Below are 14,076 nucleotides of genomic sequence, written 5' to 3' on the forward strand. Positions count from 1 at the left end.
GGCCGCGGACAAGGAGAGTTCGGTGGAGAAGCACGACGGCCGCGAGGCCGGGCGGGTTCGGCCCGGCGATCTCAGAGATCCGTGGTACGACGAGCTGGCATCCGGATGGGGCGAGCCGGACGGCACGGGCGCACCGACGACACCCGCGGTGCCGGCGCAGGCCGCGGCGCAGCGAAGCGCGGCCGACATCTATCTGGAGGTGCAGGCGAGCGCGGCCTTCCAGGAAGTGCGTCGGCGCTACCGAAGGTTCGTGATCCCCGCCGTGGCCGCGTTCTTCGCCTGGTACATCGCCTACGTCGTGGCCGCGACGGCGGCGCCGGGGCTGATGGCTCGGCCGGTCGGCGGGGCGGTGAACGTGGCGATGGTGGCAGGTCTCGCACAGTTCGCCACCACGTTCCTGCTGACGTGGGCGTATGCGCGCCATGCCCGGTTGCGGCGGGACGGGGCGGCTCTCGACCTGCGGTGGGCCGTGTACGAACAGAAGCGGGCGCAGGAGCAGCAGGAACGGGAGCGGGAGCTGAAGCGGGGTGTCGAGTGGTGACCGGGGATCACCAGACCCTGGCCCTGGTCCTGTTCGGTGTGTTCGTGGCGGTCACACTGGCGATCACGACGTATGTGAGCCGGGGGCGACGGGGCTCCGCGGAGGAGTTCTATGCGGGTGGTCGGCTGTTCTCCCCCATGGAGAATGGTTTTGCCATCGCGGGTGACTACATGTCCGCCGCCTCGTTCCTCGGTATCTCCGGTCTGATCGCGCTCTGTGGCTACGACGGCCTGCTGTACTCGGTGGGCTTCCTCGTGGCGTGGCTCGTCGTGCTGTTCCTGGTGGCGGAACTGGTGCGCAACTGCGGCCGGTACACGCTCGCCGACGTGGTCGCGGCGCGCATGCGTGAGCGTCCGGTGCGGATCGCCGCGGGAACTTCCTCGGTGACGGTGTCCGTTCTCTATTTGGTGGCGCAGATGGTGGGGGCGGGCTCACTGGTCGCGTTGCTGCTGGGAGGGACGAGCGAGGCGGCGCAGACGTGGACGGTGGTCGGCGTCGGCGCGCTCATGGTCATCTATGTGTCGTTGGGAGGGATGCGGGCCACCACGTGGATCCAGATCGTCAAGGCGGTCCTGCTGATGGCTGGGACGCTCGCATTGACCGTGCTGGTGCTGGCGCGTTTCCACGGGGACTTCGACCAACTGCTGCGCACGGCGGCGGATCGCAGCGGGCACGGCGGGCAGTTCCTGGCTCCGGGGCTGAAGTACGGCGGTGGCTGGACGGCTCGGTTCGACTTCATCAGCCTCGGTCTTGCGCTGGTGCTCGGCACGGCCGGGCTGCCGCACATCCTGTCGCGTTTCTACACCGTGCCGACCGCACGCGCCGCCCGCCGTTCGGTCGTCTGGTCCATCGGCCTCATCGGGAGCTTCTACCTGATGACGATCGTGCTCGGCTTCGGTGCGGCGGCCATCGTGGGGAGTGACGCGGTGCGCGGGTCGAACGCCGCGGGGAACACGGCGGTGCCGCTGCTCGCGCTCGATCTGGGCGGCGGTGCGGATTCCACCGGCGGAACGGTTCTCTTCGCTGTCGTGGCCGCCATCGCGTTCGCCACGATCCTTGCCGTGGTCGCCGGGATCACACTGGCGTCGTCGGCCTCCGTGGCACACGACCTCTACGCTTCGTTGCGGCGAAAGCACGGCAAGCCGCGCAGTGAGGTCGCGGTGGCCAGGTGCGCTGCGGCGGGGATCGGCGCGCTCGCCATCGGACTGGGCCTCGTCGCCCGAGACCTCAATGTGGCGTTCCTGGTGGGTCTCGCCTTCGCCGTCGCCGCGTCCGCCAATCTCCCCGTGCTGCTCTACTCGCTGTTCTGGCGGCGGTTCACCACGCGGGGCGCCGTCTGGTCGGTGTACGGCGGCCTGGTGCCCGCGCTGGTCCTGGTGGCCCTTTCGCCGGTGCTCTCGGGCAGCCCGGGGTCGCTCTTCCCCGGCATGGACTTCCAGTACTTCCCCCTGGAGAACCCCGGCCTTGTGTCGATCCCCCTCGGCTTCGTCGCCGGATGGCTCGGCACGGTCACCTCACGGGATCGCGCCGACGAGGCCAAGTACGCGGAGACGGAGGTGCGGTCACTGACCGGGGCGGGTGCCGCGTAGCCGGACAGACGATGGGGACCGTCCAGCCGTCACGGAACGGGCGTCGCCTGATCGGTCAGGGAACGGGCGCGGCCTGGCGGTCAGAGAACGGACGACCATACATAGCGATGCTCGGGGCGGCCGGTGTCGCCGTACTTCAGGCTCAGCCGTACCCTCCCCGTGCGTTCCAGGAGCTTCAGATAGCGCTGAGCGGTCTGTCGGCTCAACCCCGTGTCCTCCGCCAGCTCCTGGGCGGAGACAGGCCCCTCGGCGGCCATCAACGCCCTGCGCACCAGCTCCGCGGTCGTGGGGGAGTGCCCCTTCGGCAGATCAGGCGCGGGTGTGGCGGAGAGGGCACCGAAGATGCGGTCGACCTCGGCCTGTTCCGCCTCACCGCCCCCGTCGAGCGTGCGGCGCAGCGTCGCGTACGCGTCGAGCTTGGCGCGGAGTCCCGCGTACGAGAACGGCTTCACCAGGTACTGCAGGGCACCGTGACGCATCGCGGCCTGCACGGTGGCCACGTCGCGTGCCGCCGTCACCATGATCACGTCGGTCTGGTGGCCGCGCTCGCGCAGTGACCGGACCATGGCGAGTCCGGTCTCGTCCGGCAGATAGTGGTCGAGGAGCACCAGGTCGACCGGTCGTTCCTCGACGAGTCGCAGCGCCTGCGCGGCACTGTGCGCACGCCCGGCCACCCGGAAACCGGGCACCTTCTCCACGTACGCCGCGTTGACGTCTGCCACCCGCACGTCGTCGTCCACGACCAGCACTTCGATCATCGCGTCTCCTCAGAGGCGACCGGGCGGGGCTCCGTGAGCCCCTCGGGCAGTACGACGGTGAATTCGGCGCCCCCACCGGGCGCCGAGGCGACCCGTACGCTGCCGCCCTGCCGCTCGGCGAGCCTGCGCACCAGGGCGAGCCCGATACCGCGCTGCCCGTGTGCAGGCGGCTCCTTGGTGGACCAGCCCTCCGTGAAGACCGACTCCCGCTGATCCGCGGGCACACCCGGGCCCGTGTCCCGCACCCGAAGCACAACCGTGCGTCCTAGTAGACCCTCGGTACGCAAAGCGACCTCCACGCGCGCGTGCCGGGCACCCGCGTCTGCGGCCCGCAGGCCGACTGCCGCGTCCAGAGCGTTGTCGACGAGATTGCCGACGATCGTGACGAGACCTCCGGGGTCCACGAGACGGTCGGGCAGAACGGTGTCCTCGGAGACCGCGAGGGTCACACCGCGCTCCGCGGCGACCGTGGCCTTGCCGACGAGGAGCGCCGACAGCAGCGGGTCGTGGACCTTCTCCGTGATCTGTTCCGCGGTCACCCGGTGGGCGCCCGCCACCTCGCCGACGAACTCCGCGGCCTCCTCGTACATCTCCAGTTCGAGCAGGCCGAGCAGGGTGTGCATGCGGTTGGCGTGCTCGTGGTCCTGGGCGCGCAGGGCGTCGATGAGACCACGCGTGGAGTCGAGCTCACGCCCGAGCTGTTCCAGCTCCGTGCGGTCGCGGAGGGTCGCGACGGCGCCGCCGTCGTCAGTGGGCATGCGGTTGGCGACAAGGACGCGCTGACCGCGGACGGTCAGCAGATCGGTGCCGGTGACACGGCCCGAGAGGACGTCCGTGGTGCGGCCCTCGCCGAGTGCCGCCTCCAGCGGCTGCCCGATCGCCTCCGTACCGAGCCCCAGAAGGCGCTGCGCCTCATCGTTGAGGAGCCTGATCCGGCCGCCCCGGCCGAGCGCGACCACGCCTTCCCTAATGCCGTGCAGCATCGCCTCGCGCTCCGCGAGCAGCGCCGAGATGTCGGAGAACGCCAGGTCACGGGTCTGGCGGTGCACCCTGCGGGAGATCAGGTACGCGGCTAGGGCGCCGACGGCCAGCGCTCCGCCCGCGTACGCGAAGAGACTTGGGATCGTGTGGATCAGCCGGGCGCGCACACTGTCGTACTCGATGCCTACGGAGACGGCGCCCACTGTCTCGCCGCCCGCGTCCCGCAGCGGCACCTTCCCGCGCGCGGAGCGGCCGAGCGTACCGTTGTCGATCTCCATGACGTCGCGGCCCGCGAGCGCGTCGCTGGGGTCGGTCGAGACGACCTTCCCGACCTCGTCGCTGTCGGTGTGGGACCAGCGCACACCCTGCTTGTTCATGATCACGACGTACTCGGCGCCGCTGGCGTTCCTTATCCGCTCCGCCGCGGCCTGCACCGGCCCGTCGACGGAGGGCCGGGTGGAGGTCAGGTCCGCTGCGATCCGCGGCTGGGCCGCCGTCGTCTGCGCGATAGCGAGGGCCCGGCGCATGGCCTGGTCGTCCAACTGATCGCTCAGCGGCGCGAGGAAGAGCCCAGTCGCGAGCACGGCGACCCCGGCGGCAATCGCCACCTGCATCAGCAGGACCTGCGAGAAGACGCGCCGCGGCAGACCGAGGCGCAGTCGTCGGGCAGGGGGAGTCGGGCTCATGTGTACGAACGGTACGGCGGTCTGCGGTCCACACCGAAGCCAGTGTGGCGTGGATATCCCGGCGTGGGTCTTGTTGCCTTGCCCGCGTGACCCGCGTGACCCGCGTGACCCGCGTGACCCGCGTGACCGCGGAGTCACGCGATCTCGCGGACCGCCACCACGTCCATCCGCGCCGGCGTCCCCAGCACCGCCCCGCAGCTCTCCGCACGAGGCGGCAGCGAGGAGCCCTGCGCGACGGCGACCCGCCAGCGCCGGCCGTCGGTGTGGGCGACCGTCACCTCCCAGCGAGGTGCGTCGCCCGCCGTGCGCACGATGCTCAGGGCGCCCGCGGCCTCCTCCCGCACGGCCCTGCGCACCGCCAGTTCGGCCGCCTGCCCGGGACGCTCCCAGGCGGAGCTGCCCCGGCACCCCTCGGTGACCACGCGCCCGTCACGCACGCCTTGCAGGATCTCCTTCACGGCGTGCGCCGCCGTACGGCCGTACGCGTATCCGTGGGGCAGCACGAGCAGAGTCGGCGAGAACCGATGACCACCCAGATGAGTGATCTCCCAGACGCCCTCCTCTCCGGAGGCCGTGAGTTCGCTCGCGAGGGGTCTGCCGAGCAGCGCACAGCAGCGGTCGCGTTTCCCGTTGGTGCACACGAGGGCGAGTGGCGCGCCGGTGTGCGGTGCGCCGAAACCGCCGTGGTCGCCCGCGCCCAGCGCCTCGAAGTCCAGGTCCAGCAACTGCCGTGGCGTGTCCACCACATGAGAACGCAGCCAGGCGTTGCCCGGGGTGGTGTGCGCGACGTACACCTGGTGACGCCGGGACGCGGCACAGTCCGCGTGGCGTCCCGGGCGCCGGATGAGGGCGACGCGTACACCCGTGGAATCGGCGGCCCGCTCCAGTGCGCGCCCGACGTCCGGATCCAGATGACTGGACGTGAGCGCCTTGGCGCCCCAGGGGCCAGGCTGTTCCAGGAGCAGCCACGTCCTCGCGGTGGCCGCGGTGCCCGCGAGGGGCTCGTTCAGGCCTCGCGAGGCGGTCGCGCACGTACTCACACAGGTGAGCCTAACCTGCCGTCCGGTCCGGGCGGTTTCACTCGCCGGGCAGTTCGCCCGCGTCCGGAAGCGGCTGCGGCGGACGCACTCCGACGTACTGCCCGACGGGGCGCATCCGCATCGGCCGCTCCTCGTACTCCTCCAGGGCGTGCGCGATCCAGCCGGCCGTGCGCGCCACGGCGAAGATCGTCTCTCCCGCCTCCGCGGCCATGCCGGACGACGCGGTGAGGACGGCGAGCGCGAGGTCGACATTGGCGTGAAGGTCGGTGTGGCGCGCGGTGGTGACCACGACGTCGCGGGCCGCCGCCAGCGCCGGGCCGGCCTTCGGCATGGTCTCCAGGAGGCCGAACAACGCCTTCGCGCGCGGGTCCTCGCCCGGGTAGAGACGGTGGCCGAGCCCGGGTACGCGACGGCCCGCGCGCAGTTCGGCCGCGACGACCGGGGCCGCCGTGCCGCGGTCGAGGACCTCCAGGAGCATGCGGTGGGCGATACCGCTCGCCGCGCCGTGCAGCGGGCCCTCCAGGACGCCCAGGCCGGCGGACACGGCCGCGTACGGATGGGCGCGCGCCGACGCCGCCACGCGCACCGCCAGCGTGGATGCCGCCAGGTCGTGGTCGACGAGCAGCGCGAGGGCGGTGTCCAGGGCGTGCAGGGAGGCCTCGTCGGGCTCGTGGCCGCTCAGACGCCCCCACAGGCGCCCGGCGAGAGGGCCTCCGTCGCGGTGGGTGGGCAGGACCGGCGGGAGGGCCGCGACGAGAGTCGGGATCAAGGTGCGAGCCGTGCCGGTGACGGCTTCTTCGGAGAGGTCGAAGCGCAGCGGGTCGGCGGCCCCGGCGGCGATGGCCGCCACCCGCAGCCGGTCCGTGGGGCCGCAGTGCTCCGGCAGGGCGCGTACGGCCAGGCGCGCGGCTCCGGCCGGCTCCGGAGGGGGCGTGAAGTGGACTCCGTGCCGCAGCTCGCCGGTCCACAGCCACTCGGCGACCTCTTCGTAGGAGTGGCGCAGGGCCAGCTCGGTCGCGTCCACCCCACGGAAGTAGTAACGATCCTTTTCGATCAACGTGATCCGGGTGCGGACGGACAGTTCATTGGCTCCTGTCGCCGCCGCGCGTTCGCGCCTGTTCCTGCGCGCCAGGGACCGCACTTCCTTGGGGTCGAAGGTGCTGCCGCGTGCGCCGGGGCCGCGGCGGCTGCCGAGCTGGCCGCGGCTCACGTAGGCGTACACGGTTTCCGGCTTCACGCCCAGTACTTCCGCCGCCTCCTTGGTGCTGAGCCGCCGGTCTTCGCGCGCGGACGTGCCGCGGTCCGCTCCTTGATCCGTCATGGGCGTCACCGTATCCCCGACTCGATAACTGGATTGACATATTGATTCGATCAACATTGACAGACTTTCAGTCAAGCATGGACAGTCAAATCAAGTCCAGGGAGGAAGTCGAGGAACAACATGCCGATCAATGGCTCCGCCACCACCCCCACCGCTCCCGTCGAGGTCCCACGCGGGCTCGCGGGTGTCGTCGTCACCGAGACACAGCTCGGTGACGTCCGGGGGTACGAGGGCTTCTACCACTACCGCCAGTACTCCGCCGTGGAGCTCGCGCAGACCCGCAGCTTCGAGGACGTCTGGCACCTGATGTTCCACGGGTCGCTGCCGGACGCCGAGCAACGAGCCGAATTCGCCCGGCAGACCGCCGCCCTGCGGCACCTCCCCGAGGAGGTGAGCGCGGCGCTGCCCGGCATCGCCCGCGCCAGTGCGCTGTCGGGGCCGCTCGCCGGGCTCCGCTCGGCGCTGTCGCTGTTCGGTGCCGCCAAGGGGTTCCGTCCGGTGTACGACATCGACGGCGACCGACGCCGTGCGGACGCGCTCGCCGCCTCCGCCGTGGTGCCCACACTGCTCACCGCGCTTTACCGGCTCGGCCTGGGGCTCGACCCCGTGGAGCCCCGGGACGATCTTCCGTACGCGGCCAACTACCTCTACATGATGACGGGTTCGGAACCGGATCAGGATCGTGCTCGTGCGGTCGAGCAATACTTGATCTCCACTATTGATCACGGCTTCAACGCGTCAACGTTCACCGCTCGCGTCATCACTTCGACCGGCGCGGATGTCGCCGCCTGTCTCGTGGGTGCCGTCGGGGCGCTCTCAGGGCCGCTGCACGGCGGTGCGCCGAGCCGGGCCCTGGACACCCTCGACGCCATCGGCACTCCGGACCGGATCGACCCCTGGATCCGTGAGCGGGTCCTCGCGGGCGAGCGGATCATGGGCTTCGGCCACCCCGTGTACCGCACGGAGGACCCGCGCTCGCGGATGCTCCGCGAGATCGCGCAAGGGTTCGGCGGCGAACTGGTGGAGTTCGCCGTCGAGGTGGAGCGGCAGGTCGAGGCGATCCTGGCGGAGCTCAAGCCGGGCCGGGAACTCCACACGAACGTGGAGTTCTACGCGGGCGTGGTCATGGAGCTGTGCGGGCTGCCGCGCGACATGTTCACGCCGACGTTCGCGTCGGCGCGGGTGGTCGGGTGGAGCGCCAACGTCCTGGAGCAGGCGGAGGACTCGAAGATCATTCGGCCTGCGGCACGCTATGTGGGACCGGTTCCGCCGGAGCCGGTGCCGGCGCCGGTGAGGCCGTCTGAAGCGATCTGAAGCGATCTGAAACGAGAGGGGCGGGCCTACGCTCCGCCCGCTACAGCGAGAGTTCGAGGCGCCGCATCCGTCGCTCTCGCTGCTGGCACAGGAGAGGGGAAGCTGACCCCGGCCTTCGGGAGAGGTCGGGGTCGGCGGCGGTGTTGACGCTCAATCACTTGATCCGGCGCTGGCGGCGATCGCTACTACGCGTCGGGTATGGACGCCTTGGCGGTCGTGCCGTCAGGCTGCCCCGACGGTGCGGGGCGCGGCCTATCCGGTGCTTTACGTAAGGGGCGCGGGCAGCCTCGCGCCCGGGGTCAGCAGCCAATCTGGTCCTTGCGGCAGGCAAAGCAAAGGACGTGTCACTGAAGTGAAGAGGTGATCACTTTGTGTGAAGTGATCACCTCTGTGTGACGTACGGGCAGGCCGTGTCGCTGGCCAGGGGTGCGGCGAGACGACGGCAGTCCGGGTCCGGGCCCCTCAGGCCTCTGGGATGTCGGCCTTGGCTCGGATGAGGGTGGCACGGTCGATGACGACGATGCGCTCGTAGTCGGCACGTGCGGCGTCGTTCGGTAGTTCGCGTTCGAGCGCCTCGGTCCTGTCTGTCCCGATGACGGCGAAGTTGCCGTCGCTGAGCTCGAAGATGTCGGGGCAAGTCTGGCCGGTTGCGCTGCCCCGCTCGCGCGGGGACGCGCCGATGCGGCGCACGATCTTCAAGGGGATCCCGGTCCTTGGGGGATAGGTGGTCAGGGCGGGGACAGGCTAGCGTCTTGATCCCGGGATCGAGTGCGTGACCATCGCCGACCGAACCTATGGAGTGGGCGGTTCACCCACGACCCACCACTCGTCGGTGTCCGCCTCCGCCAGGTCACGGGCCAGGCGGTCCATCATCCGGCCCAACTGGGCTTCCGTAGAGCTGCTGTGCAAGCTCGCGCGGTGGTGTCGGGTCGCTTCCCAGTAGTCCCGGAAGATGTGGTTCTGGCACATCACTCGCAGGTGTCCGTAGAGCTCTTCGATGTCCAGGGCGCCGATGCGATGCGCGTGCAACGCGTTGATGTAGAGGGCGTTCGCGAAGAGATACTGGCGCTGTTTGTCCAAGGGCACGTCGCTGTCGTACGTGTCCAGCACGGCGGCCAGGGCTGTGTCGTTCATGGCCCTGCACAGCAGGTCGAAGTGGAGTCGATGCTGCTGCGTGAGCGCGGCCCGCCTGCTCCGGTGAGTGCTGCGCGTGGTGAGCATGCCGCATGCGAACCCGAGCCCGGCGACAGCGGCGTAGCCTGCCCTTCGCATCCAGTGTTTCTGTGTGACCATGTCAACCCCCGAATCAGGCGACCGTCCGCCGGTCGTCGGTGCGGGGCGACAGGGTGCGGACCGGCGAGCGATGGGCGGCGCTTGCCGTCTCCCAGGGTGCCCGAGCGGCTCTGGTCGGTCGGGAGGCGGAGAGGAGGCGCACGGAAGGAAACGATGCTCACATATCCCTGCGCCGTGCCCAATGTGTGCCCCGCGAGCGCCGCTAACAATCGTTCACCAACCGGCGCGTCTACGCGCACATATCCTGGAGCAAGCTTCAATCGTCGTACGGTTTTCGCCGCCCGCGATGTGTACGCGTTGTGGTGACTTGATCCAGCTTGATGCGAGTTGACGCGAGGGGCAGCACGTGCGGGAGCAGCAGATTCCGGTCGTTGTACTCACCGGTTTTCTCGGCTCGGGGAAGACGACACTCCTGAATCACCTGCTCCACCGCAGTGGCGGCAGCCGGATCGGTGCGATCGTCAACGACTTCGGTTCCATCGAGATCGACGCCATGGCCGTCGCCGGGGCGCTCGGCGACTCCACCGTCTCCCTCGGCAACGGATGCCTGTGCTGTGCCGTGGACGCGAGCGAACTGGACGAGTACCTGGAGCGGCTGGCAGGCCCCGCCGCGGATATCGACGTCATCGTCATCGAGGCGAGTGGGCTCGCCGAACCGCAGGAACTCCTGCGCATGGTGCTCGCCAGCGAGAATCCGCACATCGTGTACGGCGGTCTCGTGGAGGTCGTCGACGCCGCCGAGTTCGACGCCACCCGGCAGCGGCATCCCGAGGTGGACCGGCACCTGGGCATCGCCGACCTCGTCGTCGTCAACAAGGCCGACCGGGTGAGCGACGCCGAGCGGGAGCGGATCCTCGCCGAGGTGCACCGCCTCGCCGACCGCGCGGCGATCGTCCCCGCCTCGTACGGACGCGTCGACGTGGGCCTCCTCCTCGACCGCAAGCCCGTGGGGGAGCGCGTGGGGCAGCTCTCCTTCGACGACCTGCACGACCACGGGGAGGACGTGGACGACGGCGGCCCGGACCGCGAGGAAGCCGTCGACGGCGGAGAGAACACCGGCGGCGCGGACGCCGCCGACCGCCCGGACCACGGCCTCTGCGGATGCGACAACCCCGGGCACCACCTGCACCACGGCTACGAAAGCCTCGCCTTCACCGCGGACGCACCCCTCAGCCCGCGCCGGCTCATGGCCTTCCTCGACAGCAGGCCCGAAGGGCTGTATCGGATCAAGGGCTACGTCGACTTCGGCGCCGCCGACGCCCGCAACCGGTACGCCGTGCACTCCGTAGGGCGCTTCCTGCGCTTCTACCCCGAGCCGTGGCAGCCGGGCGAGAAACGGCTCACGCAGCTCGTCCTCATCGGGGCCGGTCTTGATGTCGCGGCCCTCGACGAGGGGCTGACGCTGTGCCGCGAGAACGACGAGGACGCCCCCGGTACCGACGAGTTCGGCATGTGGGGCGTCCTGCGTTACGTACAGGATCCGGAGCAGGGGTCCGACTCGCCTGGGTCGTATGGGGTGCATGGGGCGCAGGGGTTCGACGAGCCTGCGCTCGACGAGCCTGTGCCCGACGAGCTTGCGCCAGGCGAGCCGGAGTACGCGGCGTCGGGCGACGGCTCAGGGCCTTCGCCCGACCCGGAGAGCTGACCCGGCCCGCGGCTTCGGTTTGCGGCTCCGGCTCGGACTCCGGCTCGGGCTCGGGACTGCAGCTCCGCCTCCGACTCGCGGTCCAAGCTCGCGGCCCAGGCGTGCGGTCCCGGCCCGCGACCCGGCGTGCGGCCCCTACCCGCGGCTCCGGCCCGCACCCGCGCCCGCGGCCCATGCCCGCCGGAAGCCACCGGCCGGACGGAAGCCACCGGCCGGACGGAAGCCACCGGCCGGACGGAAGCCACCGGCCGGACGGAAGCCACCGGCCGGACGGAAGCCACCGCGGCCCCGCCACCGCGGCCACCGGCTTCGCGAGGGACACCCCGGAGCCGTCCCTGCGCGGGTCGGGCTCGGGCAGCTCCGCGGGTGTGCCGTTGCGCTGGGCCGCGCGCGGCGGGGTCGGGCCCGCCCAGGCGAAGCTCAGGCAGTCCTCCCCCTTGAGCAAGCGCTGACAGCGCACGCCGCCCGTCGCGCGCCCCTTGCGCGGATACTGGTCGAACGGGGTGACCTTGGCCGTCGTCTGCACCGAGTCGTCGAGCGTGCCGCGCGAACCGGCGATCGTGAACACCACGGCCTCCACCGCGGGGTCGACCGCGGTGAAGGAGATGACCTTCACGCCGTCGGCGAGCTTGATGCCCGCCATGCCGCCCGCCGGGCGCCCCTGCGGGCGCACCTGCGCCGCCGGATAGCGCAACAACTGCGCGTCGTCCGTGATGAAGACCAGGTCCTCCTCGCCGGTGCGCAGCTCGATCGCGCCGACGACGCGGTCACCGTCCCGCAGCGTGATGACCTCGAGCTCTTCCTTGTTGCCTGGGTAGTCGGGGACCACGCGCTTGACGACGCCCTGTGCGGTGCCGAGGGCGAGGCCCGGTGAGGACTCGTCCAGCGTCATCAGGCAGATGAGCTTCTCGTCCCCCTCCAGGGCGAGCAGTTCCGATACCGGCGCCCCACCGGAGAGATTGGGGGCCGACGCCGTGTCCGGGAGCTGTGGCAGGTCCACCACGGGCAGCCGCAGCAGCCGTCCCTCGGACGTCACCGCGCCCACCTCGCCGCGCGCCGTCGCGGGCACCGCGGAGACGATCACGTCGTGCTTGACGCGCCTGCCCTCGCTCTCCCCGAAGGGCTCGCCGTTGGCGGTCCGCGCGAGCAGCCCCGTCGACGACAGGAGCACCCGGCACGGGTCGTCCGCGACCTGCAGCGGCACCGTGGCGGCTGGTGTGCCGCCCGACTCCAGGAGCACCGTGCGCCGGTCCGTGCCGAACTTCTTCGCCACGGCGGCCAGTTCGGTGGAGACCAGCTTGCGCAGCTCGGCGTCCGAATCCAGGATCCGCGTCAGCTCGTCGATCTCGGCGTTCAGCTTGTCGCGCTCGGCCTCCAGCTCGATGCGGTCGTACTTGGTGAGGCGGCGCAGCGGCGTGTCCAGGATGTACTGCGTCTGGACCTCGCTCAGGGAGAAGCGCTCGACAAGGCGCTCCTTGGCCTGTGCGGAGTTGTCGCTGGAGCGGATGAGGCGGATGACCTCGTCGATGTCCAGGAGGGCGATCAGCAGACCGTCCACCAGATGCAGCCGGTCGCGCTTCTTGCCACGGCGGAACTCGCTGCGGCGACGCACCACGGTGAAGCGGTGGTCGAGATAGACCTCGAGGAGTTCCTTCAGACCGAGGGTCAGCGGCTGGCCGTCCACCAGGGCGACGTTGTTGATGCCGAAGGACTCCTCCATCGGCGTCAGTTTGTAGAGCTGCTCCAGGACGGCTTCCGGGACGAAGCCGTTCTTGATCTCGATGACGAGGCGCAGGCCGTGCTGACGGTCGGTGAGGTCCTTGACGTCGGCGATGCCCTGGAGCTTCTTGGAGCCCACCAGGTCCTTGATCTTGGAAATGACCTTCTCGGGGCCCACGGAGAAGGGCAGTTCCGTGACCACGAGGCCCTTGCGGCGGGTCGTGACGGCCTCCACGGAGACCGTGGCGCGGATCTTGAAGGAGCCGCGTCCTGACTCATAGGCGTCCCTGATGCCCGACAGGCCGACGATCCGGCCACCCGTGGGCAGGTCGGGCCCGGGGATGTGGCGCATCAGCGTGTCCAGGTCGGCGCCCGGGTGCTTGATGAGATGGCGGGCGGCGGCGATGACCTCGCCGAGGTTGTGCGGCGGCATGTTCGTCGCCATGCCGACGGCGATGCCGGACGCGCCGTTCACCAGGAGGTTCGGGTACGCCGCGGGGAGGGCGACCGGCTCCTTCTCCTGGCCGTCGTAGTTGGGCTCGAAGTCGACCGTGTTCTCGTCGATCGACTCCGTCATCAGGGACGTCGCGTCGGCCATGCGGCATTCGGTGTACCGCATCGCGGCCGGCGGGTCGTCGTTGCCCAAGGAGCCGAAGTTGCCGTGGCCGTCGACCAGGGGGAGGCGCATCGAGAAGGGCTGCGCCATGCGCACCAGGGCGTCGTAGATCGACGAGTCGCCGTGCGGGTGCAACTTGCCCATCACTTCGCCGACGACACGGGCGCACTTCACATACCCGCGCTCGGGGCGCAGGCCCATCTCGTTCATCTGATAGACGATGCGGCGGTGCACCGGCTTCATGCCGTCCCGGGCGTCGGGCAGGGCACGGGAGTAGATGACCGAATAGGCGTACTCGAGGAAGGAGCCCTGCATCTCGTCGACGACGTCGATGTCGAGGATCTTCTCCTCGAACGAGTCGTCGGGCGGCGGGGTCTTCGTGCTGCGGCGGGCCATCGCTGCTGCGGCTCCTTCACCAACAAGTGCGGGATCTGATGCCGACCATTGTGGACTGTCCCACTGACAACGCGGACCGCGACCCGGTGTGAACGCCCACCACGACCTGGTGCGGACGGTGGGCGTCAACCTGGTGGCACGCTGTCACCGCATCCGGTCGCCACCCACCACCAAGAT

Annotated in this window: 10 protein-coding genes and 1 pseudogene; 4 read left to right on the plus strand and 7 right to left on the minus strand. The window is 70.3% G+C overall.

Going from position 1 to position 14,076, the window contains the following annotated elements; all coding sequences use genetic code 11:
* The first annotated feature begins 22 nt into the window (after positions 1–22).
* Entirely contained in the window at positions 23–541 is a 519-nt protein-coding gene (locus IG78_RS0114935) for a DUF485 domain-containing protein (protein ID WP_037685337.1), read from the plus strand.
* Positions 538–2,130, plus strand: coding sequence for a solute symporter family protein (locus IG78_RS0114940; RefSeq protein WP_030563168.1), 1,593 nt, complete (start codon positions 538–540; stop codon positions 2,128–2,130). Before IG78_RS0114935 ends, IG78_RS0114940 begins: the two co-directional genes overlap by 4 nt.
* Before the next feature lie 80 nt (positions 2,131–2,210).
* Here the strand turns inward: IG78_RS0114940 and IG78_RS0114945 are convergent, their stop codons facing one another.
* The 4 genes from IG78_RS0114945 to IG78_RS0114960 form a co-directional block, all read right to left on the minus strand.
* Complete coding sequence (locus tag IG78_RS0114945; protein WP_030563170.1) at positions 2,211–2,888, minus strand: response regulator; 678 nt, start codon at positions 2,886–2,888, stop codon at positions 2,211–2,213.
* A complete protein-coding gene (locus IG78_RS0114950) occupies positions 2,885–4,555 on the minus strand; it encodes a sensor histidine kinase (RefSeq protein WP_030563172.1) in 1,671 nt (556 codons plus the stop codon). Before IG78_RS0114950 ends, IG78_RS0114945 begins: the two co-directional genes overlap by 4 nt.
* A gap of 134 nt (positions 4,556–4,689) precedes the next feature.
* A complete protein-coding gene (locus tag IG78_RS0114955) occupies positions 4,690–5,595 on the minus strand; it encodes a ferredoxin family protein (RefSeq protein ID WP_030563174.1) in 906 nt (301 codons plus the stop codon).
* Between the two features lie 37 nt (positions 5,596–5,632).
* Positions 5,633–6,916: a citrate synthase gene (locus tag IG78_RS0114960; RefSeq protein ID WP_030563176.1), complete on the minus strand. Its 1,284-nt coding sequence runs from the start codon at positions 6,914–6,916 to the stop codon at positions 5,633–5,635.
* A gap of 120 nt (positions 6,917–7,036) precedes the next feature.
* Here IG78_RS0114960 and IG78_RS0114965 point away from each other — a divergent pair, with 120 nt between their 5' ends.
* The gene (locus IG78_RS0114965) at positions 7,037–8,230 is read left to right on the plus strand and encodes a citrate synthase/methylcitrate synthase (RefSeq protein ID WP_030563179.1); all 1,194 of its coding nucleotides are present in this window, start codon (positions 7,037–7,039) and stop codon (positions 8,228–8,230) included.
* Between the two features lie 462 nt (positions 8,231–8,692).
* Here IG78_RS0114965 and IG78_RS0114970 read toward each other — a convergent pair whose 3' ends face one another.
* Together IG78_RS0114970 and IG78_RS0114975 are read right to left on the minus strand one after the other, a co-directional pair.
* Entirely contained in the window at positions 8,693–8,929 is a 237-nt protein-coding gene (locus IG78_RS0114970; protein ID WP_030563181.1) for a hypothetical protein, read from the minus strand.
* 93 nt (positions 8,930–9,022) lie between these two features.
* Positions 9,023–9,502, minus strand: a complete 480-nt coding sequence (locus IG78_RS0114975) for a DUF6082 family protein (RefSeq protein WP_249926106.1) — start codon at positions 9,500–9,502, stop codon at positions 9,023–9,025.
* Between the two features lie 367 nt (positions 9,503–9,869).
* Here IG78_RS0114975 and IG78_RS45765 point away from each other — a divergent pair, with 367 nt between their 5' ends.
* Positions 9,870–11,168 carry a CobW family GTP-binding protein gene (locus IG78_RS45765; RefSeq protein WP_078964986.1) on the plus strand — a complete coding sequence of 433 codons (1,299 nt, stop codon included), beginning with the start codon at positions 9,870–9,872 and terminating at the stop codon, positions 11,166–11,168.
* A gap of 283 nt (positions 11,169–11,451) precedes the next feature.
* Here the strand turns inward: IG78_RS45765 and IG78_RS0114985 are convergent.
* Positions 11,452–13,899 (minus strand): annotated as a pseudogene (locus tag IG78_RS0114985) (DNA gyrase/topoisomerase IV subunit A); the annotation flags it as partial.
* Positions 13,900–14,076 lie beyond the last annotated feature (177 nt).

The organism is Streptomyces aureocirculatus, from assembly GCF_000720475.1.
In the GTDB taxonomy this organism is placed as follows: Bacteria; Actinomycetota; Actinomycetes; order Streptomycetales; family Streptomycetaceae; genus Streptomyces; species Streptomyces aureocirculatus.

Coding starts and splice junctions, on each gene's coding strand:
- IG78_RS0114975 (WP_249926106.1), bottom strand. CDS start 9,502: ATGCGAAGGGCAGGCTACGCCGCTGTCGCCGGGCTCGGGTTCGCATGC.
- IG78_RS0114945 (WP_030563170.1), bottom strand. CDS start 2,888: ATGATCGAAGTGCTGGTCGTGGACGACGACGTGCGGGTGGCAGACGTC.
- IG78_RS0114950 (WP_030563172.1), bottom strand. CDS start 4,555: ATGAGCCCGACTCCCCCTGCCCGACGACTGCGCCTCGGTCTGCCGCGG.
- IG78_RS0114960 (WP_030563176.1), bottom strand. CDS start 6,916: ATGACGGATCAAGGAGCGGACCGCGGCACGTCCGCGCGCGAAGACCGG.
- IG78_RS0114965 (WP_030563179.1), top strand. CDS start 7,037: ATGCCGATCAATGGCTCCGCCACCACCCCCACCGCTCCCGTCGAGGTC.